The organism is Actinoplanes sandaracinus, from assembly GCF_030009775.1.
Lineage (GTDB): Bacteria > Actinomycetota > Actinomycetes > Mycobacteriales > Micromonosporaceae > Actinoplanes > Actinoplanes sandaracinus.
Window position 1 is genome coordinate 297,563 of record NZ_JASCTH010000006.1, and the last position, 23,495, is coordinate 321,057.

Genomic DNA, 23,495 nt, shown 5'->3' on the forward strand with positions numbered 1-23,495 from the left:
CTCTCAGACCAGGGCCACGGCGCAGGTGTGATCCGCCCGCAGGCGCTCCACCCAGGCCGGGTCGTAGACGGTGTCGGCGTAGCCGGTGCCGCGGTCAGCGCAGAGGAACGCCACCGTCGGACGGGGGCCGCGGTAGCCGGCGAAGTAGGTCTCGATCGCGTGGTAGACGCTGCCGGTGGAGCCACCGGCGTAGAGCCCGTGGCGCTCGAAGAGGTCGTGGCAGCCCTGGATCGCATCCAGTTCGGGCACCAGCATCGCCTCGTCGATCTGCGCCCGCTTCACCAGCTGCGGCACCATGCTGGAGCCGAGGCCGGGCAGCCGCCGCGGGCCGGGCCGCCCGCCGAAGATGACCGAGCCGACGGCGTCGACGGCGATTACTTTGGCGCAGGGCCGGACCCGCTTGAGGTGGCGGGACAGGCCGCTGATGGTGCCGCCAGTGCTGACCCCGACGAAGAGATAGTCGATGTCGGGCAGGTCGTCCAGCAGCTCCCCGCCGGTGAACCGGTCGTGCGCGTCGAGGGCATCGGTGTTGGCGTACTGGTCCGGCCAGTACACGGATCCGGACGCGGTGCGCAGCTCCTGCACCCGGCGCAACCGGGTCGTGAGGTAGCCGCCGGTGCCGTCCGGCTCGGTGACCTTCTCCACCCGGTCGCACAGGCGGCGCAGGAAGGTCTCGGTGCTGGAGTTGATGTTGGGGTCGATCACTGGCACGAAGTCGAGGCCCAGCCAGCGGCAGAACGACGCCAGGGAGATGGCGAAGTTGCCGGACGAGGACTCGACGATGGTGGTCTTCTCGGTGACGTCACCGCGTTCGACCGCGCATCGCAGGATCCAGTACGCGGACCGGTCCTTCGCGCTGCCGTTCGGGTTGACGTACTCCAGCTTCGCGAACAGGTCGAGGTGGTCGTGGCGAAGTTTCACCAGTGGTGTGTGCGGCATCGCCCGTCCCACCATGTCCAGGCTGGCCAGCAGGGCCTTCAGGCTCATGGGCGGTCACAACTGGGCTCGATCATGTCGGACTCCCGAGGGTTGGGGCGTGGTAGTTCACCCTCGGCGACCCCGCTCGCGATGCCCTCGGGCCCGGCTCGAACCCCGCCGGGCTCGAGCCGGCGTCGACCGGATGTCGAGGCGTGCCGGGCACAGTGATGGATGTACGGCACCGGTGAACGCCACAAGCGGGGAACCGGCGACCGGCTCCATCAGGGCCAGGGGCAGCCGGACACAGCAATACGGACGCGGCGCCTCTCCTGTCCAGGAGGGGCGCCGCCGCTGTTCCGGCCCCGGCAACGCAGACCACGCCAACACAAAGGAGCCGCCTCGAAGGGACGGCTCCTTTGGCCGGACGGCGCTCACGGGCAGCGGATCACCTGACCCGCGTACGTCAGCCCGCCGCCGAACCCGAACAGCAGGACCGGTTGACCCTGCTCGACCTCACCCCGCTCGACCAGCTTGGCCAGCGCGATGGGGGTGCTGGCGGCGGAGGTGTTGCCGGAGGTGACGATGTCCCGGGCGATCACCGCGCCGGTCGCGCCCAGGGCCCGGGCCAGCCCTTCGATGATGCGCAGGTTGGCCTGGTGCGGGACGAAGGCCGCCAGCTCGGACGGACGTACCCCGGCCTGCTCGCAGGCCCGTAGGGCGAGCGGGGCGAGGGCGGTCTGGGTCCAGTGGAAGACGCTCTGCCCGTCCTGCTGGATGCGGGGATCCCGGCCCTCGATGCGCACGGCGTCGCCGAGTTCGGGCACCCCGCCCCAGACCACCGGGCCGATCCCGTCCGGCGTGCCGTCGGGTGCCCGGGTCAGGACTGCCGCGCCGGCTCCGTCGCCGAACAGGATGCAGGTGCTGCGGTCCTGCCAGTCGATGAAGTCGGACAGCTTCTCGGCCCCGATCACCAGGGCGTTGCGGGCCGCGCCGGCCCGGATCGCGTGGTCGGCGGTGGCGAGCCCGTAGGAGAAGCCCGAGCAGGCGGTGCTGAGGTCGAAGACGGCCGGCCCGTTCATCCCGAGCCCGCGGGCGACCCGGCTGGCCACGTTGGGCACCCGGTCGACCGAGGTGCAGGTGGCCACGACGACCAGGTCGATCTCGTCCGCGGTCAGGGCGGAGGCGCTGACCGCCTTGGCCGCCGCCGCCGTGGCCATGTCGGCCACCGTCTCGTCGCCGGCGAGGTGACGCTGCTGGATGCCGACCCGGCTGCGGATCCACCGGTCGTCGGTGTCGACGATGGTGGACAATTCGTCGTTGGTGAGGATGCGGGGTGGCTGGTAGTAACCGAGTGCGGTGATCCGTGTCGTCATCGAGCTGTCCTCTCTCGGCGGCTCGCTAGCCGCATCCACCAGGGCTGTCGGCGTCCATCGACCCGATCGTGGCCAGCACGGCGACTGGTGTCGTCGTCTCCGCGGTGTCCGGGGACGAGCCGGTCCGCCGGTCCTCGACCGCGTCGATCACCTCTTCGATCCGGTCGACCCCCCAGAACCGCCGGCGGCCCACCTGGAACAGCGGAATGCCGAACACGGCGTCGCGGTGGGCGCTGACCAGCGCCTGCACCCCGAGTTCGCGGATGTGCGGGTCGTCGACCGCGGCCATCAGAGCCGCGCCCTCAAGGCCGGCGGCGTCCAGAGCGGGGCGCAGCACGACCGGGTCGCTGATGTCGGCGCCGCGGTTCCAGCGCACCTCGGTGACCACGTCGTAGAAGGCCCGTTCGCAGCCCGACTCGCGGGCCTTCAGCCAGCCCAGCGCGGAGGGCTCCCACCAGGGGTTCACGTCGACCGGCCAGGTCAGGTCGTGCCCGAAGCCGGAGGCGAGCCGTTTGGTGTCGTGCAGGATGTAGAGGTGCTTGGCCTTGCTCATCCGGGTGTAGTGAATTTTCGCCCCGTACTGCTCCACACCGGCCCGGGTGCGGTCGTCGGGGTCCCAAAACGGGATGTATTCGAATTCGGTGGCGAACCCGGGGACCCGGGCCTCCAGCTCGCGCAACGCCATCCAGCTGAACGGCGACTGGAACGAGAAGTACAACCGGTGGGTCATCGCCCGGCCCACAGCAGCGCGGAGCGCGTCTCCGGGTCGATGACGGCCACCTGACCGGCGTCCGGCCCCTGGCTGACCCCGTACCCGTGGGTAATCGCGGCGGTGGCGGTGTGTACCAGCGTGCCGGAGCGTTCGACGTAGGCATCCATCCGGCCGGCGAACATCACGTCCTTGATCACGTCGTCGACGGTGAACACGGTGAGCAGTTCCTCCTCCATGTGGGCGTCGGCGAGGATCCGGACCTGCGAGCGGGTGACGGCCGGGATCCAGTTGCGTTCGGTCAGCATCCGGCGGATCGAGATGCCCTGGTCGGCCAGGTAGCGGTGGACCACCTCCTCCAGATTCCGGACGTAGCCGGAGTGCTGGATCCGGTCGGAGAAGTGGCAGTGCGGGTAGGGGATCGACTGGCTCCAGGTGAACCCTTCCCGCGGGCCGGCGGGAGCACTGGCCGGCGGCCGCAGATCGGCGAGCCCGGCCACCACCCGGCCGGTCAGCCACTCCGGAGTGGGGCCGGCCCCACCGGCGTGCTCGGTGACGAAGGCGACCCGCAGCCGCCCTTTGAGGACCGGCACCCGTTCGCCGTCGCGGTAGACGGCCAGTATCACCGTGAAGGTGTCCTCGAACGTGCCGCTGGAGGTCAGGGTGGCCTGGGCGTGCACCAGGTCGTCGACGTAGATCGGCCCGGGCAGGCGTACCGAGTGCTCCACGAAGGACAGTCCGATGCCGTGGGAGTGGAAGAGCGACGCGGGCGACTGCCCGCGGTCGCGGTAGTACTGCAGGACGGCGTCCTCGGCCAGATAGACGAACTGCTTGAAACCGACCCAGGTGCCGATGTTGGCGCCCTCGTACCGGGGGCGGCCGGTGTAATAGGTGGTCGGAGCGGATTCGAGTACTGATGTCATGCGGCGACTCCCCTGGTGAGACGGTTTCGGAAGGCCACCCAGTCGGCCGCAACATCGGCGGCCTGGGTGAGATGGCAGAAGTGGTCGTATCGGTCGCGGATCCGGACCTGGGCGTGCGGCAGCACCGCCAGCGATCCCGGCCGGGCGCCGGCCATTCGCTGATCGGACCGCCCGGACAGCACCAGGGCCGGCACGGTCACGCCGGCCAGGGCCGGTCGTGGGGTGTCGAGGATCCGGTCGAGCACCGCCTCGACGGCGTCGCCGGGCATGCCGTCGAGCACCGCGGCGGTCATGCCGGCGAAGACGTCGGCGTCCATCGCCTCGCCTCGGGCGCCGAGCCGGGCCCGCAGCCCGTCGGCGACGACGGTCCGCAACGCCGCCCGGGTCCGGGCGATCAGCACCGGCCGCGGCGGGTTGCCGGGCGGGCGGATCAGCGGGGCTATCAGCAGTGCGGCCCGCACGTCCGGCGCGGCCCCGGTGGCCAGGTGGTCCAGCACCGCGTTCGCGCCGAACGAGTGCCCGGCCAGGATCTCAATCGGCTCCGGTGCCTGGCGCAGCGCCTTGCCGACGCAGTCACCCGGTGACGTGGGCACGGCTCCGCTGCCGCGCCACGGTGCCGCGAACGCGTACCAGCGGTGGTCACGGCCCAGTTCGCCGGCCAGGGTGCGCCATGTGGTCCAGTGGTCGGCCATGCCGTGCACCGCCCCCACCACGGTCGCCGCCGGGTCGCTCGAACCGCCCACGGCGTGCCAGGTCACGGCCGGGCTCCGGCGACTTCGAGGTGCACGCCGGCATAGCCGTCGGCGGCCGAGCCGCAGGTCACCAGTGCGTGCCGGGCATCGGGCCGGTCGAGCAGCCGACGGGCGGCCCGAGCGGTCCGCAGCACGCCGGTCGCGCCGGAGTCGTCCGATTCGTCGCCGCCGAACCGGAGCCACCCCGGCTCGGCGGTCTCGCGCCGGTCGTCGCGGCGAACCGGATGCATTTCGACGTACGGCCCGGGTCCCGGCCCGGCGGCCTCGAGCACCACACACGCGGCGGCGGGCGTGCCACCGGATAGGGCGGCGGCGACCGCGTCGTCGGGTTCGGTACCGACCACCACCGCCCGGGTGGCCCGGCCGCCGCGGATCAGCAGGGCGGCGGCCCGCAGCGCGTCCAGCCCGCCGGTGGCCCCGGAGCAGATCATGAGGTTGGGGCCGGTGAAGCCGTACCGGATGGCGATACTGCTGGCCACGATGTTGCTCGACGCGTTCGGGGCCTGCATCGGGCTGACTCCGCGCAGGTCGTCCGCGCGGACCTGGTCGACGATGTTGCAAACCGTCTGGACGTTGCCGAAGTTGGAGCTGGCCACCACCGCGGTGCCGGCCGCGCCGTCAATCGGCGCCACGGTCCGGCCCGGCGGCAGGCCCAGTGCCCGGTGCACCGCGCAGAGGGCGAGGCGCACCGCGGGTTCCTGGAAGAGCAGGCCCTTGCGGCCGAGCAGCAGATGGGCCTGGTCGGCCGGGGGATCACCCGCGGTGCCGGGGGCGTAGACGGCGCTCGCCGTGATCCTTACGCCGGTCATGACGTCACCTCCAGCAAGCAGACGGCGTTCACGCCGCCGAAGCCGAACGCGTTCACCTGGGCCAGCGTCGCGCCGGTGGGCGCGGGCCGGTCGATCACCAGGTCGAGGGGTTCCGCCTCCGGGATGGGTTTGCGCAGCCCGACGATCGGCGGCACCCGGCCGTGCCGCAGCGCCTCGCCCGCCACCAACAGGCTCATCAGGCCCGCGCTGCCCGAGGTGTGGCCGATGGCGCCTTTGATGCCGGTGACCCGCGGGCCGGCCGGCCGGTCGCCGAACAGGCCGGTCAGCACGGCTGCCTCGGTGGGGTCGTTCAGGGCGGTGCCGGTGCCGTGCGCGACGACCAGGCCGGCGTCGGCCGGGATCAGGCCGGCCCGCTGGTAGGCGTCGCGCATGGCGGCCAGCAGACCGGGCGGGTGCGGCGCGGTGACGTGGTGGGCGTCGCAGGACAGGCCCACCCCGCGAACCCGCAGTTCGGACCGGGTGCTGCTCCCGGCCCGTTGCACCACCACGGCGACGGCGCCGTCACCGAGGAGCACGCCCTGACGGTCGGCGTCGAAGGGCCGGACCGCCTCGCTGTAGCCGTCGCCGACCCGGCCGATCATCGCCAGCATGCTCTCCGCCATCGCGTCGGCGCCGCAGGCGACCACCGCGTCGGCGTCACCGAGGTCGATGAGGTCACAGGCCAGAGCGAGAGCGTGCGAGGATGCCGAGCAGGCGTTGCTGACGGTGATGACCTCGTCGATGCCCGGCAGGGCCGCCCGGACGGCCGCACCGAAGTGCAGGGTGGCCGGCACGGTGGTGCGTTTCTCGGCGTGCCAGCGTTCGACGCCGCGCATCTCGCGCAGGCCGGTGCCGACGATGGCGACCACGCGTTGCCGGGAGCAGTCGAGACCCGCCTGAACGGCGGCCTCGGCCACGCAGGCGGTGAGCCAGTCACTGGCTCGCCGCTCGCCCTCCTCGTCCACCGGGCCGATGTGATAGCCGTACCGGACGTTGACCTGCCCCTGGTCGACGAAGGCCAGCGGGCGGATGCCCGAGCGCCCGGCCAGGAGAGCGGCGTAGGTGTCGGCGGTGCCGCCCAAGGCGGTCCGCATGGCGCTTCCGGTGATCGCGATGTCCATGACTCAGACCGTCACGACCGCGGCGCCGACGGCGCCGTCCGGAGTGCAGGCGGTGATCAGCGCGGTCCGGCTGTGGCCGGAAGCGCCGGCCAGCAACACGGCGAGTTGGAGGGCGCCGGCGGCGGCGGGCGCGTCACCCGCCACCGGGGTGACGGCGATCCGCTCGGCGGCCCGGCCGACGGCCCGGTCGAGCGCCGGTGCCTCACCGGCCGCGTCGCAGGTGATCACGGTGTCCACGGTCAGCTCGGGGCCAGCCGTGTCCAGCACCCGGCGGATGACCGCGGCCAGCGCGTCGGCGGTGTCCGTACCCTCGGTGGTGTGGGCCAGTTCGACGGCCCGGATCTCGGCCCGGGGCCGGCGCCCGGCCGCCCGCATCGCTGCGGCGTTCTCGATCATGAACATGGCGCAGCCCTCGCCGGCCGGCACGCCGTCCGCGGTGCCGAGCGCCGCACTGGTCCACGCCTGGTGCGGGGTCAGCTCCTCCACCGCGCCGACCAGCAGCGCCTCGGCCCGGCCACGGCGCATCATCACGTACGCCCAGCGCAGCGCGGACAGCATGGCGGTCGCGCCACCGGCCACGGTGGTGTTCGGCCCCCGCAGCCCGTACCGGATGGCGACCTGCCCGGCCGCGCAGTTGAGCACGGTGTTGGGGAAGAGGATCGGGTTGACCAGGTAGGGCTTGTCCGCCTCGAAGGTCTCCCGGGTGTAGTCGGACGTCGACTGCAGACTGCCGGCGGAGGTGCCGAGCACCACACCGACCCGTTCCCGGTTGTCGTCGTCGACGACCAGCTCGCTGTCGTCCAGTGCCTGCGCGCCGGCGATCAGCGCCAGGGCGGTGCGGCGGTCCAGGAAACTGGTGCCCTTGCGCCCGAGATGGTCGCGGGCGGTGAAGCCGGGCAGCCCGAACACCCGCTCCTGCGGCATCGGCGCCGCGGTCACCTCGCCCGCGTCGACGGCCGGTTCCCGGCCGGAGCGCAGACCCGCGCCGAAGTCGTCGGCACCGGTGCCCATCGGGGCGAGGACACCCCACCCGGACACCCCCAGCGTGAACGTGCTCATCGGGCGGCTCCCAGGATCGAGATGGCGTTGTTGCCACCGAAGGCGAATCCGTTGACCTGGACTACCCGCGGCTGCGCCGGGCGGGCCCGATTGGGGACCACGTCCAGACCCGGCATGCCGGGGTCGGTGACGTGGTGGTTGATGGTCGGCGAGAGGAATCCGGAGTGGATCGCCAGGGCGCCCGCGACCGCGCTGAACCCGCTGGCCGCGCCCATGGTGTGGCCGAGCATCGACTTGATCGAACTCATCGGCGGTGGGGCCGTCCCGAAGACGTCGCGGACTGCGGTGTACTCGGCGGCGTCGTTGGCCGGCGTGGCCGTGCCGTGCGCACAGATGAAGTCGACCTCCTCGGCCTTGATTCCGGCGTCGTCGTGGGCCAGGCGCATGCAGCGCGCCACGCTTGCCGCATCCGGGGCGGTGGGATGCTGCGCGTCGCATGTCAAGCCGTAACCGAGCACCTCGCAGTAGATCCGCGCGTCCCGGGCACGGGCGGAGTCGAGGCTCTCCAGGTAGAGGCCCACGCCGCCCTCGGCGGTCAGGACCCCGGTCCGGTCCCGGTCGAACGGCGCACAGTGGTCCTCGGCCAGCGCGCCGAGCCGGTAGAAGCCCGCGTGGGCGAACCGGCACACCGAGTCGGCCCCACCGACGACCATGAAGTCGACGTCACCGGCGCCGATCGCGTCGAACGCGTAGCCCAGCGCGTAGTTGCTGGCCGAGCAGGCCGTGGACACCGTGACGGCCGGCCCGGCCGCGCCCAGCTCCAGCGCGGCGGCCTCGGCCACCCGCCCGGCCGGCACTTGGCGCGCCAGGCCGGTCGGGGTGGCCGGGTAGCCGCCGGCCAGCCAGCGTGCGGTCAGCTCCTCCATCACCTGCGACTCGCCGCTGGTGGTGCCCATGCAGACGCCGAGCCGGGCCGGGTCGGTCACCGCCCGGTCCGCGCCGGCGTCGGTGAAGGCGAGGCGGGCGGCGGCGGCGGCGAACTGGCTGCTGCGCCCCCACCCGGCGGGGTCCAGCCGGTGCAGGTGGTCCGAGGCGTCGAAGTCGTGCACCTCGCCGGCCCGGTGCGTACGGAAGCCGGTCGTGTCGAAGCTGCGTACCTGCGAGATGCCACTCGTACCGGCACGTAGCGCACCGGCGAACGCCTCGACACCGATGCCGGTGCTCGCCACCGGACCGAGTCCGGTTATCACCACTCGTCGGGTCATCACCAGTGAGTCCTCCTTGCCCGGTGCCGCTGGGTGCGGCTGTTCCTCGGTCACTGTCGGGATCGTGGCTCGTGCCCCCCTTGACGGCGGCTCGAGGGAGGGCTTCGAGGCGGCCACGAGGACCATCGGTCAAGATCCGTGATCGGCCGCATACGATGGGTGCCGGGCGGCGTAGTCCAAGGAGGAATCGGGTGACCCAAGTTTGCGAGGTTCGAACCGAGCCTGACCGGGGCATGTGGACCGGATACGCGGCCGCGGTCTGGGCGCTGGCCTTCACCGCGCTCAGCGTCTACTGGGCCTGCGGTGGCACGGTGGGCGAGGGCACGATCGGTGCGGCGATCGAGGGTTCCGCGGTGGCGCGCGAGCCCGACTTCGTCCTGTTGCTGTGGGTCACCGCGGTGCTGAAGTTCATGGCGGTCCTGCTGGCCCTCACGCTGATCGGGCGGCTCTTCCGCTGGGTGCCCCGGTGGATGCGGCTGACGGCCGGCTGGGTCGCGGCGGTGCTGCTGCTCGGATACGGACTGGCCAATCTGGTGCAGCATCTGCTCATGTGGACCGGCGCGGTCGCCGTTCCGGACGGCCTCGGATCGGCCGCCTTGCCTTGGCATCTGCTGCTCTGGGACCCGATCTGGATTGTCGGCGGAATCCTGTTCACCGCGACGGCGATTTACGCTTCAAGTAAACCGCGCCGTCCGTTCGGCAGTGACGGGTAGCTCCGTCACGGTGGTCCACGGCGCGTCGGACATCGCCCGCGCAACCCGTCAGGCAAACCGCTTCAATTACTTGATAACGCAATGGCCTCTGCGCTGTTCCTGCGAGCTTACTGAGTCGGCGCATTGCCCTTGCTGCCGTGGCCGATTCCATAGATAGTGGCATTTGGCTTTGTCAGGAGCATGAACTCTGCGGGGGAGTTTCTGCGCGTGCATGAGAAAGACCCACGGGTCGCCTCGGAGATAGCGGACAGACTGGATTCGAAGCGCTCCTCGATTGTGGAGGAGTACGGCAGGCGACTGCTCGACATCGGCAGCGTGATCGCTCCGACAAGCGTTTTCTTGCGTCCGCCATGATCAACCTCGGGCAGGTCGTCGACGATGTGATCGCCAGCGTGCGGGCCGGAGAGGTCCGGCTCAACAAGACCGCCGCCAAACTGGCCGACCAGATCGGCGGCAGCCGCGCCCGCAGCCGGGTCCACCCGATCGAGTCGCTGCGGGCGTCGTCGGTGCTGTTCGACATCGTGCTCGACACCCTGGCCGACGACGCCGGGATCGACGGGCACCGCACGGTCATGGTCGCCACCCGCAGCCTGCACAGCAGCATCATGCGGCGGATCCAGTGGGCCGCCGGCTCCTACGTCAGCTTCCTGCTGGAGCAGGTCCACGAGGCGCAGCTCGAGGAGCGCCGACGGCTGGCCCGCGACCTGCACGACCGCGTCGGCAGCCCGGCCAGCGTGGTGAGCCGCAACCTGGAGCTCGCCCAGGCCTATCAGGCCGGCGACCCGATGCGGTCCCAAGCCAAGGTCGCAGCCGCCTACGAGGCCAGCGTCCAGACCCTGCAGGAGATCCGCGATGTCGCCGCCGACATGCGGCTGGAAGACGAGATCACCAACCTGGAAAAGTCCTTGCGGGTGTTCCTCGAGCAGATGGCCGACAGCGACGTGGTGGTCCACCTGACCGTCAGCGGCGGCGAGGACTGGGTGCCGGCCAACGTCCTCGACGAGGTGTTCTCCGTCGTGCGCGAGGCGCTGCGCAATGCGTTCGAGCACGCCGCCCCGACGACCGTCGTCTCCGAGATCGACATCGCGCCGCACGAGATCCGGGCCCGGATCAGCGACGACGGCCGTGGGTTCGACACCGGCGACGGGCGCAAACCGAGAGAGGGGCTTTCCTCGATGCGGGAGCGGGCCGGCCTTCTCGGCGGGTGGCTCTCCGTCTCGAGCGTGCCCGGCGAGGGCACCCATGTGGAGGTTATGGTGTCCCTGCAGAGAACACTGCGATGACGGACGGTTCACCAACCAGGATCCTGCTGGTCGACGATCACGACCTGTTCCGCGAGGGGCTGCGGGAACTGCTGTCGATCGAGGACGACCTGGACGTGTTCGCCGGGGCCAACAACGGTGCCGCCGCAGTGACCCTGGCCTCCGCCCAGCGGCCCGACATGGTGATCCTCGACGTCAACATCCCCGGTGACAACGCCGCCACCACGGTCCGGCACATTCTCGAGGTGTCCCCGGACACCCGGGTCGTGATCCTGAGCTTGTTCGACGACCCGGCGGTGGTCCGCGAGTTGCTGGCCGCCGGCGCGCACGCCTACCTGCTCAAGAGCGTCACCCGCGAGGACCTGGTCTCGACCTTGCGCAGCGTCGCCGGGGACAGCGGCCGGATGATGTTGTCGATCTCCCGGCGCAGTTTCGAGCAGATCAGCCGGAGCAACCTGCGGGTGCTGTCGGACCGCGAGGTGGAGATCGTCGCGCTGGTGGCCAAAGCGCTGAGCAATTCGCAGATCGCCCGGCGCCTCACCATCACCGAGGGAACGGTCAAGCGGCACCTGCGCAACATCTTCGCCAAGCTCGGCGCGGTGTCGCGGATCGACGCCGTCAACAAGGCGATCGCGGCTAACGAACTGTCATCCCGGTCCGACTGAGGCCGGCGCGGTGCACGGCGCTCGCCACCGCCTGCCGCTCGGCCAGGTGCGGCTCGGCGCCGATCCCGGCACCCCAGCGGGCCCGGCCGCCGACCGCACATTCCACATACGCGACGTACTCGGCGCGGCCGTCGTGCGACCGGCTCTGCTTGTGGGTCTGCAACACCTGCACCCGCCGTCCGTCCGGCTCGCCGGCGGTCGCCGTCGCCGGCAGGTCGAGGCAGGTGGACTCGAAGGCGGTCCACAGGTCGCTGGGCTGCACTTCCCCGACGGCCGCGTCGGTGAGCGCCTGGATCACCCGGGAGAACTCGATCTGCAGGCCGCGCGGCAGATCCAACCCGAAGTTCGACTTCATCAGGTACGCCACCGCGCCCTTGCCCGACTGGCTGTTCAACCGGATCACGGCGTCGTAGGTGCGGCCCAGATCCCGGGGGTCCACCGGCAGGTACGGCATGGTTCACGCGTACTCGGCGGCCGGTATGCCGGCCGCGGCCGCGTCCCGCTCCAGCACCGCGAAGCCCTTGTTGATGGCGTCCTGATGCGAGCCCGAGAAGGCGGAGTGCACGAGTTCCCCGCCGTAGGGGTGCCGCGGGTGCACCGGCAGCGCGGTGCAGTACTCCACCGTGGATCGGATGCGGTCGATGTCGGAGAAGTCGATGCCCGGGTCGACGCCCTGGGAGAGCAGATTCAGCCCCAGGGTCACCAGGCAGACGTTCCCGGCCCGTTCGCCGCTGCCGAACAGGCAACCCTCGATACGCTGCGCACCGGCCAGCACCGCTAGTTCAGCCGAGGCCACCCCGGTGCCGCGGTCGTTGTGCGGGTGCACCGACAAGCAGGTGTACTCCCGGAAGGGCAGATGCCGGCTCATCCACTCGATCTGGTCGGCGAAGACGTTCGGGGTCGACCGTTCCACCGTCGACGGCAGGTTGATGATGATCTCCCGGCCGGGACCGGGCTCCCATTCCTCGGCGACCGCGGCGCAGACGTCCAGCGCGAAGTCGAGTTCGGTGTCGACGAACACCTCGGGCGAGTATTCGAAGCCAAGCCGGTCGTCGAGGCCGTACTTGTCGGCGTACTTGCGCACCAGCTGGGTGCCGCGCTCGGCGATGGCCTGACAGGCGTCGCGGTCCACCCCGAACACCACCTCGCGGAAGATCGGCGCAGTCGCGTTGTAGAGGTGCAGCGTCGCCGCGCGGGCACCGGCCAGGCTCGCCACGGTCCGCTCGATCAGCTCGTCGCGGGCCGGGGTGAGTACCGAGATGGTCACCCCGTCAGGTACCAGATCACGTTCGACGAGAAGCCGGACGAAGTCGAAGTCGGCCTGGCTGGCGGCCGGGAAGCCCACCTCGATCTCGCGGTAGCCCAAATCGGTGAGCAAGGTGAACATGGCCAGCTTGCGATCCAGGCACATCGGGTCGATGAGAGCCTGGTTGCCGTCGCGCAGATCGGTCGAGAGCCAGCGCGGCGCGGCCGTGAGGACCCGGTCGGGCCAGGTCCGGTCGGGCAGGGCGAAAGGGGGAAACGGGCGGTATCGCGAGGCGGCCCGTGCTGATCGCGTCCCACCGGTCTGCGCTGTCATCGCGACTCCCTTCTTGGTATTCGACACCCCGAGCCTTTCCGGGCCGGCTCGAGGCTCGCTCGAGACCCGACGACATCCGGGTGATGCCACTTAATTAAGAGGCACGTCCGCTGCGCTCATTCGGGGAATCGAGATTCATCACTGGCGTGCCTACGGTTTGATGATGGCCGCTAATGCGCACGCCCCGGTCGCCCAGCCCATCCTCCGAAACGCCACACGCGTTCTCGTCGACTGCGCCAAGGAGACGCGGCCAGGGCCTCTGCAAGGTAGAGGTTTGACGGTTTCACGCGATTCCGAGGAGTTGTAGCGGTCGGTGCGGGTTACGGCTGTTACGGCGTAGGGCTCTGGCGATGTTGGCGACGCCAGTCAGCCGCAGCAGGCTGATGACGAGGTTGCGGATCGCGGCGAGGGCGTGGGGTGCGTTACCGGTGCGGACCTGGCTGGCGTCTTCTCCGAAGGTCACGTCGCGGATGTAGTGCAGGGATTCGATCAGCCAGTGTCCGCGAAGCCATCCGGCCAGGTCGGCGGGCCGGGCTTGGCCGGCGGTGAGGTTGGTGATCGCGCAGACGGTGACGGTCGATGCCCGCCCGGTGTTCGGGTGGTAGCGGCGCCGTCGGATCCGGATCGCCTGGATGGCGTGCGGGAAGTCCAGGCCGAGCGGACCGAGGCAGGTGACCGCTTGCAGCCGGCGGATCTCACGGCGGCCGTGACCGGTGTCGCGGGTGGCGTCCAGGACCGGAACCTTCGTCCAGGGCAGGGCTTTGAGCTGCCGGAACAGTCGCGGCTGGTTGCGCTTGACGGTGAACAGGTAGCCCGCGTTCTTCTCCTCGACCAGCCAGCGGCGTGTTCCCGCTGGGTGTGCATCGCGTCCGCGGTGACGAGCACATCGGTCAGGTCCAGACCGGACAGCAGCGGCTGGAACCGGGTAATCTCGTTCGTCTTCCCCGCGACATCGGTTTGGGCGAGCACGATGCCGGTGTCCTGGTCCAACGCCGCCAGCAGATGAGTCTGGGTGCCGGGGCGGCCGCTGCCGCGCAGCATTTTGCCATCGATCGTGACAGCCCGCCGGCCTGGCACTTCATGAATGCCGGTCCTGGTCAGCAGCCAGCCCGCGAGAGCGATCTCCACAGCATCCGCATCGACGCGGGCCAGGATCCGGCCGATCGTGGACGCGTCAGGCACCAGGAAGCCTCCGGTGAAAGGGTCCCGGCTCACCTCGAGCTCGGCCAGGACACCGATCGGCAGGTCAGCGGCCCATTCACCGATCGCCGACACCGATCTCTGCCCGGCCGCGACCGCACTGATGGTGACCGCGAGCAGGCTGGACAGCGTATGCACCCGCCCGCGCGGATCGCGCGGGTCCGGGATCTGAGCCAGGGCCTGCAGCAGCCCGGCAGGACACGGGCCGTCCGACACGCCCGGCAGGCGTGCGGACAGACTCCTGATCAACGATGATTGCACGTGCGCGGTCCTTCGAACTCGATCATTTGGCCTAGACACCTGAATGATCAATCGAAGGCCGCGCTCTTCTACGTACCGTCTGATACCGGCGTGACTACACCAAACCCGATCATCCGGTCATACCTCTACCTTGCAGAGGCCCTGGAGACGCGGCCGACTGTGCAAGCCATTTTCCAGTTGCGCTTCCTCGCCGGCGACGCCCTCTCCGGCGGGATGACCGCCGCGGTGGTCCCGGGTTCTCTGACCTGGTTGAGCGCCACGGCGTCGGTCTATCTGTTCAACGGTGTCGCCGATGTCCGGGAAGATCGGTTCAACGGGTCCTCCCGGCCGATCGCCAGCGGGCAGCTCAGCCCGCGGACCGGGCGGAACCTGGCGGTCGGCCTCGGGGTGAGCGCGCTGACCGGCGCGGCCGTGCAGTCGCCCGCGCTGTTGATCCTCACGGCCGTCCTGCTGGGTCTTGGCTACGCCTACTCCGCGACGCGGTGGGCGCTCAAACGGTGGACCTGGGGCGTGGCGCTCGTCGGCATCCTCAGCAGTGCCGCCACCTACGGGGCCGGTGCGGTGATCAGCGGACGGCTCGAGCCGGCCGTGGTCGTGTTCGGTGCCCTGCTCGGCGGGTGGATGGCCGTGGTGGGCGCGCTCACCAAGGACCTGCCCGACGCGGCCGGTGACCGCGCGGCCACGGTGGCCCTGACCGTCGGCGGGACCGCCGTCGCCGGCCTGGCCCTGCACCGCGGTTCCTACGGCAGTCGCGACCGGTGCCGGCGCCCGTACCGCGGCTTCATGATCACCCAGTACTCCGCGCATGCCCTGGTGCTGCTGGCACTGTGAGAACCGGATCGCCGACCGCCGCCCAGCACGTCTGCCAGGCACTCGAGCCGATCGGCTCGAGTGCTTCGTCGTCGATCTGGTTCCGTGCGGTGACCGGTCCGCTTCCGGTCGTACCGTCGATGGGGTGGACCGTTCCAGCCGGCCTGGACCGCTGGCGGCTGTTCGAGGTCCGGCCAGCCGGTGGAAACGACGAAGCTGCCGCCGCGGGCAGCGGCGACAGCAGTCCAGGGGGTCAGCGACCGCTGGGCCGCAGGATCAGCAGAACCACCCGCAGCACCAGGACCGAACTCAGGACGAGCAGGTTGTAACCGATCAGCTCGAACAGGCTGACACTCCCGGTGGCCTGCGGCCCGCCGGGTATCGCCAGGAGGCCGACCGCCATCAGCCCGGTGGTGGCACCGAGGAAGGCCAGCAGCACCTGGTGCAACCACCCGCCGATGACCTTCTGGTCGCGGGTGTCCGAGAAGAGCCGCACCCCGATGCTGAGCCTGCCCTCCTCGACCGACCGGGTGATCCGGTCGATGCGCCGCGGCATGCTCCGCACCATCGGCAGCAGACCGGCCAGCTCCACCAGCGCCCGGTCCCGCACCACCTTGGGTGACAGGTGTGGTCCCCAGCGCAGATTCTCGTCGAGTTGGGACGCCGCAAAAGCCCGCGCCTCGACGATGATGTCGAATCCGGGGCTTAGCCGGGTGAGCGTGCCCTCCAGGGTGGCCAGCGCACGGAACACCGCGGCGGCCTCCGGGGCCAGGCCGAGGTCGTGCTCGGCCACCAGCCGGAAGAGCTCGTTGAACATGGCCACGTCCGGGCTCATCCCCGGGCCCAGGTGCCGGGCCATGAAGGTGCCCAGCGACCGTTCCAGGTGCTGTTCGTCGACCGCTTCGGAACGCACCATCACATCGAGCAGGGCGTCGCAGAGCGCGGTCCGGTCGCCGCGCAACATGGCCAGCAGCAACTGCTGGATGGCGCCCCGCAGGTGGCTGTCGAGCCGGCCGACGATGCCGAAGTCGAGCAGGGTCAGCGACCCGTCGGAGTGCAGCATGACGTTGCCCGGATGCAGATCGGCGTGGAACACGCCCTGCACCATGATCTGGCGCAGCATGCAGGACAGCAGAGTGCGGGCCAGCGCGGCCCGGTCCAGGCCGGTCGCGTCGATGGTGGCGTCGGCGACGGCCAGCGGGATGCCGTCCACCCACTCCATCACCAGCACGCTCGGGGTGCACAGAGCCGCCCGGATGGCCGGGACCCGGACCGCGGGCACGCCCGGCCGGGCCGCACAGGCCGGGGCGATGGCGGCCATGTTGCGGCACTCCACCCGGAAGTCGAGCTCCTCGCGGACCGCCTCACCGAAGGCGTCGGCCAGGTCGCTCGCGCCGATCGACCGCCCCCAGGCCGTCCGCGACTGCGCCGCCGACGCCATCCGGACGATGATGTCGATGTCCTGCTCGACGACGACGCCGATGCCCGGCCGCTGCACCTTGACGGCGACCTGTTCACCGCTGGTGAGCCGGGCCCGGTGCACCTGGGCGATGCTGCCGGCGGCGATCGGTTCCGGGTCGAACTTGGTGAACACCGTCTCGGGCGGCGCGCCGAGCTGGGCGGTCAGCAGTAGGTGGACCTGCGGCCATTCGGCCGGGGCGACCTGGTGCTGCAGCGTGGCCAGCGCTTCGACGACGTGCTGCGGCAACAGGTCCCGGCGGGTGGCGACGATCTGGCCGAGCTTGACGAAGGTGGCACCACCCTCCTCGAGGGCGAGCCGCACCGACTCCGGCAAGGTGGGGTCCGTGCGCCGCTTGCGCAGCTGGCCGGGGGTGAGCCGGTGTCGCACGATCATGCGGACGATGGTGTGGTAGCGCCGGACCCGGGACACCCGCTGCCGGATCCGCAGCAGCCATCGGTGCGGCTGCGGGAGGGATCCGCTCGGCACCGCGCCCTCGGCGACTATCAGGAACACCATCGAGGCCAGCAGGGCGACCCCGATCTGGATGGTGGCGAACGCCGGTCCCCGCTCGGACCCGGCGGTAGCGGTGCCGAACACCACCCAGCCACCCAGGCCAGCCGTCCCGGACATGATCATCCTTATCTTGCCAACCCGCAGACCGAGCAGTCTGCGGGCCGCGACGGCGAGTCCGGCGGTCAGCACCACCGTGGTGAACACCACGACGAGAACCAGTCCGATGCTGTTCATGATCCCTCTTCCCGTACGCCGGAGGCCGAGCGGCTCTCAGGCGGCGGCGAGCAGCCGGACGTCGTTGCCGGTGAGCACCTGGCGCTGCAGGTTCTGCACCTCCGGCGTCGGGTCCAGGCCCAGCTCGGCGGAGAGCACCTGGCGCAGGTTGTGGTAGGCCTGCAGCGCCTCGGCCCGCCGCCCGCAGTGGTTCAGGGCGGAGATCAGCCGGGCGTGGAACCACTCGTTCATCGGGTGGGCGACGACCAGACCGCGCAGCTCGGCGATCAGCTCCCGCTGGTTGCCCAATCGGAAATCGGCCTCGATACGCAGCTCCAGCGCCCTCAGGTGCAGTTCTTCCAGGTGCGCTATGTCCGGGCTGGCTTCCAGGTCGAGGCAGATGTCGGCGAGAGGGCGGCCCCGCCACAGCGACAGCGCACCGGCCAGTTTCAGCGACGCTTCCCCGGGCTTGTTCCGCTCCAGCAACGCGCGTCCCTCGGCGCACATCCGGGCGAAGACGATCGTGTCCAGCTGCCCGTCCTCGATCGTCAGGGTGTAACCGGTCGGCCGGGTGATCAGGAGCTGTTCCGAACCCGCGCTCTCCCGCTCGAACAGTGCCCGCAGCTGGTAGATGTAGGTTTGGGTGGTGGTGGCGGCGCTGCGCGGCGCCTGCCCGCGCCACAACCAGTCGAAGATCGATTCCTGGCTGACGGTGTGGTTGCTGCGCAGCAGCAGCAACGCCAGGACCGAGCGCACCTTGGGTGCGGTCGGGGTGCACTCGACGCCATCGATTCGTACTTCGAGCCCGCCAAGAATGTTGAAGCTTAGCATCGCTTGAACCGTCCCCGTTCGGTTTGTGATTTCACCAACGTCGATGACGTTGAACCGACGCTAAGCAGCAGGCAATGCGCGCGCGTCTACGTGCCGGTCACCGAAAGTCGTCGTGATCATGGTGCTCGGTTAGAGCTTCTCGAAATGATGAAACCCACTAGAGCTCCAGCAAATCCTCCCAGTGTGAGCGCCGCTCCAACCATCATGAGGGCATAACATAAAAGCTGAAGAAAGCCGGCGCCGATGTTCGGGCCACCCCAATGGTCCGGGAACCACCCGCGGGCCCCGATATTTACGAGGGCACCCATCAAGCCTAAAGCCGTGATACCCAGGCCAAGCTTTATGAGGAAACGCACTGGAAACGCACCTTTCTCGCTCTAATGAGCTCGGACGTTTCCATGCAGCATACAACACGAGTCCACTTGGATATAGCCACAACCGTCAGCCGGCGTGCATTATGTCCATGCCATATTGCAATAGTGGCGCGTTCCCCGCAGCGAACTTGCAAGCCGGGGAACGCGCACACTCCACGAATTACTCTCCTTATCTGACCTTATTTAAAACCGAGCATGTCCGCGACGCAGCCATAGCCGTTCCTCCGACCGCTGCCAGGAAGTCTTTGAAAGAGCGGTTAGCTCGGGTCGTTTCCAAATCTCTGCACTGCTTCGTAATAGGTTTTAGCCATGCGGTAGCAGAGTCTATTGAGGGTTGTCGCCACCCCAGGGATATAGGTCATATCACAGGAAACTTCCAAATCGTTCTTAAATGTGTTGTCGCATGCTGCCTTGCGCTGCCCCGGCCTCTCGTAACACATGTCGTGCCGGGCGCATGAACCTCTGAAATCGACATTTCGCCACCGGTCGGGCGACCACGTGCAATAGTCATGCAATGATCCTCGAGAGGGATCGTAGACATAATTCGACGGGATTGAGATCCCTGCAAGAATTGACGGTTGGCCCGCAGGGGCTTTGGGATTAACGCGACCGATAGGTTCGAACCAAGCTATATTTACTGTGACGGGATAGGCGGTATCTGCGGGAAGCTCGATGGTCTGCACAAGGTCTTTTCCTACGATGCGGTAATCCGCCGGCAGGAGCCGTCCCTTTGCGTCCGCCGCATATGGCGCTTCATAAGCGCCTACCGCGTTGCCCCTGGAATCTTCCACCAAGACGTCGCTGGTGAAGGAGTCACCAGCCGCCGATTTCTTTAAGGGAACCAATCTGCCGCCCTCTGGCACGAGCGCCGCAAATTGGTACGATTTGGGGCCGCTGGCGTTCTCCAAGACAACCGATTCCGGACGACTTGGATCAGCCGCGGAAATTACAACGGTTTGGTCTTCAGGCGGCGAGGCGAAGGCCATGGAAGAGGCCAGACTCAGGGACATAAGACCCCCTGCCGCGAGAACAGTCGCAATGGAGCGTAGGGGTGTGGACCAGCTTTTCACTCGGATCCTTTCCATGATGGATTGGCCTCGACAAACCCGCCTTCGATACATCCCCTTCTGCGGTGAGGTGGGGTGCAGGCGGATTTCGGTACTGCTGCACCGCAGTGGCTGAGATGCTTACGCCAATCAATGTGAGGATCACGATACGACGTTGGCATTGAGAGATCTACCCCGAAGTTGATGGTGCCATCCGCTCTTGACATTCCTATTGTGATCATCTAATAGGCGCTCTACGCTTGCTCGGGCAAAGACCAGTACTGATGTACAAAACGAGCGCGCCTGAAAGCCGGCGCCATATCGAGAATTACTCGGAAACGTGGCCATCATTACGCCAGCACGCCCGCCGCCTCCCAGCGGGTAGTCGACGCGCAGTGATTCCTGGCCTCAGTCAGCTGAGATCTACCATCTCGTTGGAATCTGGCCCAGATTCCGGGGAGCGACAACGCAGGGTGAGGTCGGGCATCAGTTCGGTAGGAGGATCCGGTGGCGAAGCAGGTCCAGATTCGCCCGGCCGAACATCGATCTCTTCAACGCCTTCACCCTGTTGACTGCGCCTTCGCATGCCCCGGAGCTCCATGTAAGAACGGGGTCAGAGCCTGTTCGCGAGGTGCAAAGCGGCTCCAGTCCCAGGCAGTATTTCCAGTCGATACGGCTGCGGACCGCGTCGGCGGCTTGCCGATCGGTGAGGTTCTCCGCGAACTCCCAGCACCATGATCGTCACGAGCTGCCCCGGCCATGATCGTCACGAGCTGCCCCGGCGAGATACCGGGCCTGCCACGAGCGCCGAACGCGTCGCGGAACGCCTGATCAGCGAAGACCTCACCCAACGCGCCGCGAACCCGCAGGGCCAGCGTCGGTTTCCGGAACGCCGCCCTGGCCACCGCTACGGTCTGCTCCGGGATCTCCGCAAACACCCGCGGACGCATCGACACCGCCACTCACCTCACCCGAGGCGCTGCACCAACCAGGCCCCCGCGAGACCAATCCTCACTGGACACCACTGCAACGTCCCGGACTGCAACCGGCGCGCCGCGAATTAGTGCGTCGTTCCTTAAATCCGGTACGTCATCTTCAGCCGGTAGACGCGTTTCGGTGGCGGTGGCCGTCCCCAGATCCAGGGTTTGTCCTTCGCGTTGAGCTGTGCGGTGGCCACCGCTGTCACGGTGTGGATGTCGGCGCTGCTGGCGAGTTCCTGGCCGGCGAGTCCTTGCCGGCGAAACATCCGCCACCATGGCTCTTGGAGGTTGAGCCAGCAGGCGTTCTTGGGAATGAACACCTGCCGGATCCGCGGGTGCTCGGTGAGCCATTCGCGGGTGGACACCGAGGTGTGTGAGGACAGATTGTCGGTGACCACGACGATGTCGCCGGCCGGGTTGCTCTGTTCCAGCAGGGTGAGAAAGTCCTGATACCGAGTTTGAATGGTCAGGGTGAGTGATCAAGGCGGCTGCGGGTCCAACGCCAGGCCGGTCCCGGTGAGGAACGCGTCGAGCAGGGCGGGCCGGTATTCCAGGCTCTTGAGCCGGCTGCGCACGATCGCGGCGAGCTGAGCGATGGTGCAGGGCGCCAGATTTCCGATGCCGCGCTTGAGGTGCGACCACACGTTCTCGGTCGGGTTCAGCCCGGGGGCGTAGCCGGGCAGCTGGACCACCATCAACCAGTCATGGGTGTCGACGAACGCGCGCATCGCGGCGCTGACGTGGTGGTTGAGGTTGTCCCACACGACGATGATCGGAGCACGCAGCTGGGTGTGGACCGCGCACAGCAGGAGCATGTAGTCGGCTTCGCCGAACCCTTTCGGCTCCTTCTTGCGGCCACGGTAGATGTGGATGCGGTAGAACAGCCGCGCGCGTAGGCCCGGCCGCACGGCCAGGACCGTGGCCATCGACACCCGGCCGGAGCCCTTGCCGGTCACCGACACCACCCGGGCGTTCGGCCACGCTGTGACCAGGTCAGGGCCTTCGGCGGCCGCAGCCACTGGCCGGCCTCGTCCTCGAAACAGATCCACGCCCGCTGCTCGCGGGCCATCATCTGACCCGCGACCACGTCTCCTGCCGCCACTCAACGATCTTCTTCGCGTCACGTTCGGCGGCGCGGTGCACCGGCACCTGCGGGGACCAGCCGATCCGATGCAGCAGATAGGACGCCCCACGCTCGGTGTACCGCTGGTGGAACAGCCGAGCGATCAACACGCTCACCCGGGCAAGGGTCCAGCGTTGATCCTTAATCCAGCCGTACGCGGCCGGTCCGGCATCGAGGGCGTCCTGCAATCGCTGCAACCGAACCGGATCCAGCCGGCACTCGCTGCCGGCGGCGCTTTCGACGTCAGCCCGGCCCGGCCCCGAGCACGCCACTGCTTCTTCCACGCGTACGCCGACTTGGCCGAGACCCGCAGCCGCGCCGCGACCTGAGCAGCGGGCACGTTCTGCTCGAACAACTCCGCAGCCTGCATCCGAATCTCTTCCCGGCGTGCCCGTCCTCGCGCGTCCAGGCCGCCGCCATCGGCGTACCGCACCAATCCGGCATACGACCGGCCACACCACCAAGCCGCAGCGACACGCCGAAACGTCACCCGAACAGGTAGGACCCCCCTGACCTTTCAACCTCAGTAGCAGAGGCCGTTGCGCCGATCGGCGCACATCGTGACCGCGTGGCCGTCGCGGATACGCAGCCCGCCGTAGACCCACGTCTTCTCCGGCTCCCGCCAGTAGGCGACTTCTTCCTTGACCCGGTTGCCGTCGGCGGTCCAGCCCGGCGCAGCCGGGTAGGCGCGCGGGATCAGCGGGCCGAGCTCGTCGACACAGACGACCGTGGTGTGCTCGGGCGCACTCGTGTAACGCTCGATGACGGCTGTTCTTTGGGACGAAGTCCTTGTCCTTGGACACCGCCCACGAGCGGACCTGCCGCCACCGGGCTCCGTCGGCCAACAGGATCCGCCGCACCTGTGAACGACCAACCTGGATGCCTTGAGCGTTGGCGGTGGCGGTCAGCGCGTCCGGCGACCACACCGCCTCCGCCGACGTCTGATCGGCTTGCACCAGTGCTTCGGCGGCCGGGTCGTAGCGCAGCCAGCCCGGCGGCATGGTCTTCACCAGTGCCACGATCCTCGACCGTTCGGCCTCGCTCAGTCGGCGCGGCCGGCCGGGTCGTTGCCGGTCGCCGAGCCCGGTCAGGCCTTCGGCGTTGAACCGGTGGATCCATGAGCGCACCGTCCGCGCGTGGCATCCGACCTGCGTGGCCATCTGCGGTGGTGCGAGCCCGTCCCACGACGACGTGACAATCCGCGCCCGCATCACCCAATCCGCCGGCGCATGCCGCGCCCCGGCCAGCCTCTGCACTCGTGCCCGCTCGTCGTCGTCCACCGCGGGACGGGCAACGACCGGAGCAGACACGACACACCCGCCTTTCAACGACGACCTGCACTACGTCAATCGTCATGTGAAGGCGGTTTTGATCGGTAGTCACCCATTTGAGGAACGTCGCATTAGGCGACAGGGTCCCACAGGGTTCGCCCAGGGGCCCACGATCCTCCGGACCCGATCGACCAGATCAGCGAGTTGTCCCCGGTTCAGTCCCGTCATACGCTCGCACGGCGGCGGCTGACCCTCGATCATCTCCCACACAAAGCTGATCTGTCGGATCCCGGCCGCTGCGTTCAATAAGGACGCTCTCGGCC

Annotated in this window: 21 protein-coding genes and 4 pseudogenes; 4 read left to right on the top strand and 21 right to left on the bottom strand. The window is 68.9% G+C overall.

The window, feature by feature from the left end; genetic code table 11:
• Positions 1 to 3: 3 nt before the first annotated feature.
• The 9 genes from sbnA to QLQ12_RS11735 all read right to left on the bottom strand — a co-directional run bounded on the left by sbnA (position 4) and on the right by QLQ12_RS11735 (position 8,869).
• The gene (sbnA, locus tag QLQ12_RS11695; RefSeq protein WP_282759325.1) at positions 4 to 987 is read right to left on the bottom strand and encodes a 2,3-diaminopropionate biosynthesis protein SbnA; all 984 of its coding nucleotides are present in this window, start codon (positions 985 to 987) and stop codon (positions 4 to 6) included.
• Positions 988 to 1,349: 362 nt separating this feature from the next.
• A complete protein-coding gene (locus QLQ12_RS11700; RefSeq protein ID WP_282759327.1) occupies positions 1,350 to 2,291 on the bottom strand; it encodes a beta-ketoacyl-ACP synthase III in 942 nt (313 codons plus the stop codon).
• A gap of 25 nt (positions 2,292 to 2,316) precedes the next feature.
• On the bottom strand, positions 2,317 to 3,021 hold the full coding sequence (locus tag QLQ12_RS11705) for a 2-hydroxychromene-2-carboxylate isomerase (protein ID WP_282759329.1): 705 nt from the start codon (positions 3,019 to 3,021) through the stop codon (positions 2,317 to 2,319).
• The gene (locus QLQ12_RS11710; protein WP_282759331.1) at positions 3,018 to 3,923 is read right to left on the bottom strand and encodes an acyl-CoA thioesterase family protein; all 906 of its coding nucleotides are present in this window, start codon (positions 3,921 to 3,923) and stop codon (positions 3,018 to 3,020) included. The genes QLQ12_RS11705 and QLQ12_RS11710 overlap by 4 nt, the downstream gene beginning before the upstream one ends.
• Positions 3,920 to 4,681 (bottom strand): alpha/beta fold hydrolase, encoded by a 762-nt coding sequence (locus tag QLQ12_RS11715; protein ID WP_282759332.1) that lies wholly within the window; start codon positions 4,679 to 4,681, stop codon positions 3,920 to 3,922. The genes QLQ12_RS11710 and QLQ12_RS11715 overlap by 4 nt, the downstream gene beginning before the upstream one ends.
• Positions 4,678 to 5,484, bottom strand: a complete 807-nt coding sequence (locus QLQ12_RS11720) for a beta-ketoacyl synthase N-terminal-like domain-containing protein (protein ID WP_282759334.1) — start codon at positions 5,482 to 5,484, stop codon at positions 4,678 to 4,680. Before QLQ12_RS11720 ends, QLQ12_RS11715 begins: the two co-directional genes overlap by 4 nt.
• Positions 5,481 to 6,605, bottom strand: coding sequence for a beta-ketoacyl synthase N-terminal-like domain-containing protein (locus QLQ12_RS11725; protein ID WP_282759336.1), 1,125 nt, complete (start codon positions 6,603 to 6,605; stop codon positions 5,481 to 5,483). The genes QLQ12_RS11720 and QLQ12_RS11725 overlap by 4 nt, the downstream gene beginning before the upstream one ends.
• 3 nt (positions 6,606 to 6,608) lie before the next feature.
• The gene (locus tag QLQ12_RS11730; protein WP_282759338.1) at positions 6,609 to 7,664 is read right to left on the bottom strand and encodes a beta-ketoacyl synthase N-terminal-like domain-containing protein; all 1,056 of its coding nucleotides are present in this window, start codon (positions 7,662 to 7,664) and stop codon (positions 6,609 to 6,611) included.
• On the bottom strand, positions 7,661 to 8,869 hold the full coding sequence (locus tag QLQ12_RS11735) for a beta-ketoacyl-[acyl-carrier-protein] synthase family protein (protein WP_282759407.1): 1,209 nt from the start codon (positions 8,867 to 8,869) through the stop codon (positions 7,661 to 7,663). Before QLQ12_RS11735 ends, QLQ12_RS11730 begins: the two co-directional genes overlap by 4 nt.
• 191 nt (positions 8,870 to 9,060) lie before the next feature.
• On the opposite strand from QLQ12_RS11735, the gene QLQ12_RS11740 reads away from it, so the two are divergent.
• The 3 genes from QLQ12_RS11740 to QLQ12_RS11750 all read left to right on the top strand — a co-directional run bounded on the left by QLQ12_RS11740 (position 9,061) and on the right by QLQ12_RS11750 (position 11,509).
• Positions 9,061 to 9,582 carry a DUF3995 domain-containing protein gene (locus QLQ12_RS11740; RefSeq protein WP_282759340.1) on the top strand — a complete coding sequence of 174 codons (522 nt, stop codon included), beginning with the start codon at positions 9,061 to 9,063 and terminating at the stop codon, positions 9,580 to 9,582.
• Positions 9,583 to 9,932: 350 nt separating this feature from the next.
• Positions 9,933 to 10,865 carry a sensor histidine kinase gene (locus QLQ12_RS11745; RefSeq protein WP_282759341.1) on the top strand — a complete coding sequence of 311 codons (933 nt, stop codon included), beginning with the start codon at positions 9,933 to 9,935 and terminating at the stop codon, positions 10,863 to 10,865.
• Positions 10,862 to 11,509, top strand: a complete 648-nt coding sequence (locus QLQ12_RS11750; RefSeq protein WP_282759343.1) for a response regulator — start codon at positions 10,862 to 10,864, stop codon at positions 11,507 to 11,509. The genes QLQ12_RS11745 and QLQ12_RS11750 overlap by 4 nt, the downstream gene beginning before the upstream one ends.
• On the opposite strand, the pseudogene QLQ12_RS11755 reads toward QLQ12_RS11750, so the two are convergent.
• The 3 genes and pseudogenes from QLQ12_RS11755 to QLQ12_RS11765 all read right to left on the bottom strand — a co-directional run.
• Positions 11,481 to 13,088: pseudogene (locus QLQ12_RS11755) on the bottom strand (2-isopropylmalate synthase). The gene QLQ12_RS11750 and the pseudogene QLQ12_RS11755 sit on opposite strands and share 29 nt — an antisense overlap.
• Positions 13,089 to 13,371: 283 nt before the next feature.
• On the bottom strand, positions 13,372 to 13,923 hold the full coding sequence (locus tag QLQ12_RS11760) for an ISAs1 family transposase (protein WP_328518275.1): 552 nt from the start codon (positions 13,921 to 13,923) through the stop codon (positions 13,372 to 13,374).
• A 62-nt stretch (positions 13,924 to 13,985) separates the two neighbouring features.
• A pseudogene (locus tag QLQ12_RS11765) lies at positions 13,986 to 14,588 on the bottom strand (transposase family protein); the annotation flags it as partial.
• A 51-nt stretch (positions 14,589 to 14,639) separates the two neighbouring features.
• On the opposite strand from QLQ12_RS11765, the gene QLQ12_RS11770 reads away from it, so the two are divergent.
• Positions 14,640 to 15,380, top strand: coding sequence for a UbiA prenyltransferase family protein (locus QLQ12_RS11770; protein WP_282759345.1), 741 nt, complete (start codon positions 14,640 to 14,642; stop codon positions 15,378 to 15,380).
• Between the two features lie 232 nt (positions 15,381 to 15,612).
• Here the strand turns inward: QLQ12_RS11770 and QLQ12_RS11775 are convergent, their stop codons facing one another.
• The 9 genes and pseudogenes from QLQ12_RS11775 to QLQ12_RS11810 form a co-directional block, all read right to left on the bottom strand.
• A complete protein-coding gene (locus tag QLQ12_RS11775; RefSeq protein WP_282759347.1) occupies positions 15,613 to 17,568 on the bottom strand; it encodes an ABC1 kinase family protein in 1,956 nt (651 codons plus the stop codon).
• Between the two features lie 36 nt (positions 17,569 to 17,604).
• Positions 17,605 to 18,378 carry an AfsR/SARP family transcriptional regulator gene (locus QLQ12_RS11780; protein ID WP_282759349.1) on the bottom strand — a complete coding sequence of 258 codons (774 nt, stop codon included), beginning with the start codon at positions 18,376 to 18,378 and terminating at the stop codon, positions 17,605 to 17,607.
• Positions 18,379 to 19,009: 631 nt separating this feature from the next.
• Positions 19,010 to 19,762 (bottom strand): phospholipase A2, encoded by a 753-nt coding sequence (locus QLQ12_RS11785; RefSeq protein ID WP_282759351.1) that lies wholly within the window; start codon positions 19,760 to 19,762, stop codon positions 19,010 to 19,012.
• A gap of 678 nt (positions 19,763 to 20,440) precedes the next feature.
• Positions 20,441 to 20,754: pseudogene (locus QLQ12_RS47365) on the bottom strand (IS1182 family transposase); the annotation flags it as partial.
• 119 nt (positions 20,755 to 20,873) lie between these two features.
• Entirely contained in the window at positions 20,874 to 21,248 is a 375-nt protein-coding gene (locus QLQ12_RS11790) for a transposase (RefSeq protein ID WP_328518276.1), read from the bottom strand.
• A 9-nt stretch (positions 21,249 to 21,257) separates the two neighbouring features.
• Positions 21,258 to 21,797: a transposase gene (locus tag QLQ12_RS11795; RefSeq protein ID WP_282759353.1), complete on the bottom strand. Its 540-nt coding sequence runs from the start codon at positions 21,795 to 21,797 to the stop codon at positions 21,258 to 21,260.
• 49 nt (positions 21,798 to 21,846) lie between these two features.
• Positions 21,847 to 22,017 (bottom strand): helix-turn-helix domain-containing protein, encoded by a 171-nt coding sequence (locus QLQ12_RS11800; protein ID WP_282759410.1) that lies wholly within the window; start codon positions 22,015 to 22,017, stop codon positions 21,847 to 21,849.
• Positions 22,014 to 22,271, bottom strand: coding sequence for a helix-turn-helix domain-containing protein (locus QLQ12_RS47065; protein ID WP_407651468.1), 258 nt, complete (start codon positions 22,269 to 22,271; stop codon positions 22,014 to 22,016). The genes QLQ12_RS11800 and QLQ12_RS47065 overlap by 4 nt, the downstream gene beginning before the upstream one ends.
• Before the next feature lie 487 nt (positions 22,272 to 22,758).
• Positions 22,759 to 23,112 (bottom strand): annotated as a pseudogene (locus QLQ12_RS11810) (helix-turn-helix domain-containing protein); the annotation flags it as partial.
• Positions 23,113 to 23,495: the final 383 nt, after the last annotated feature.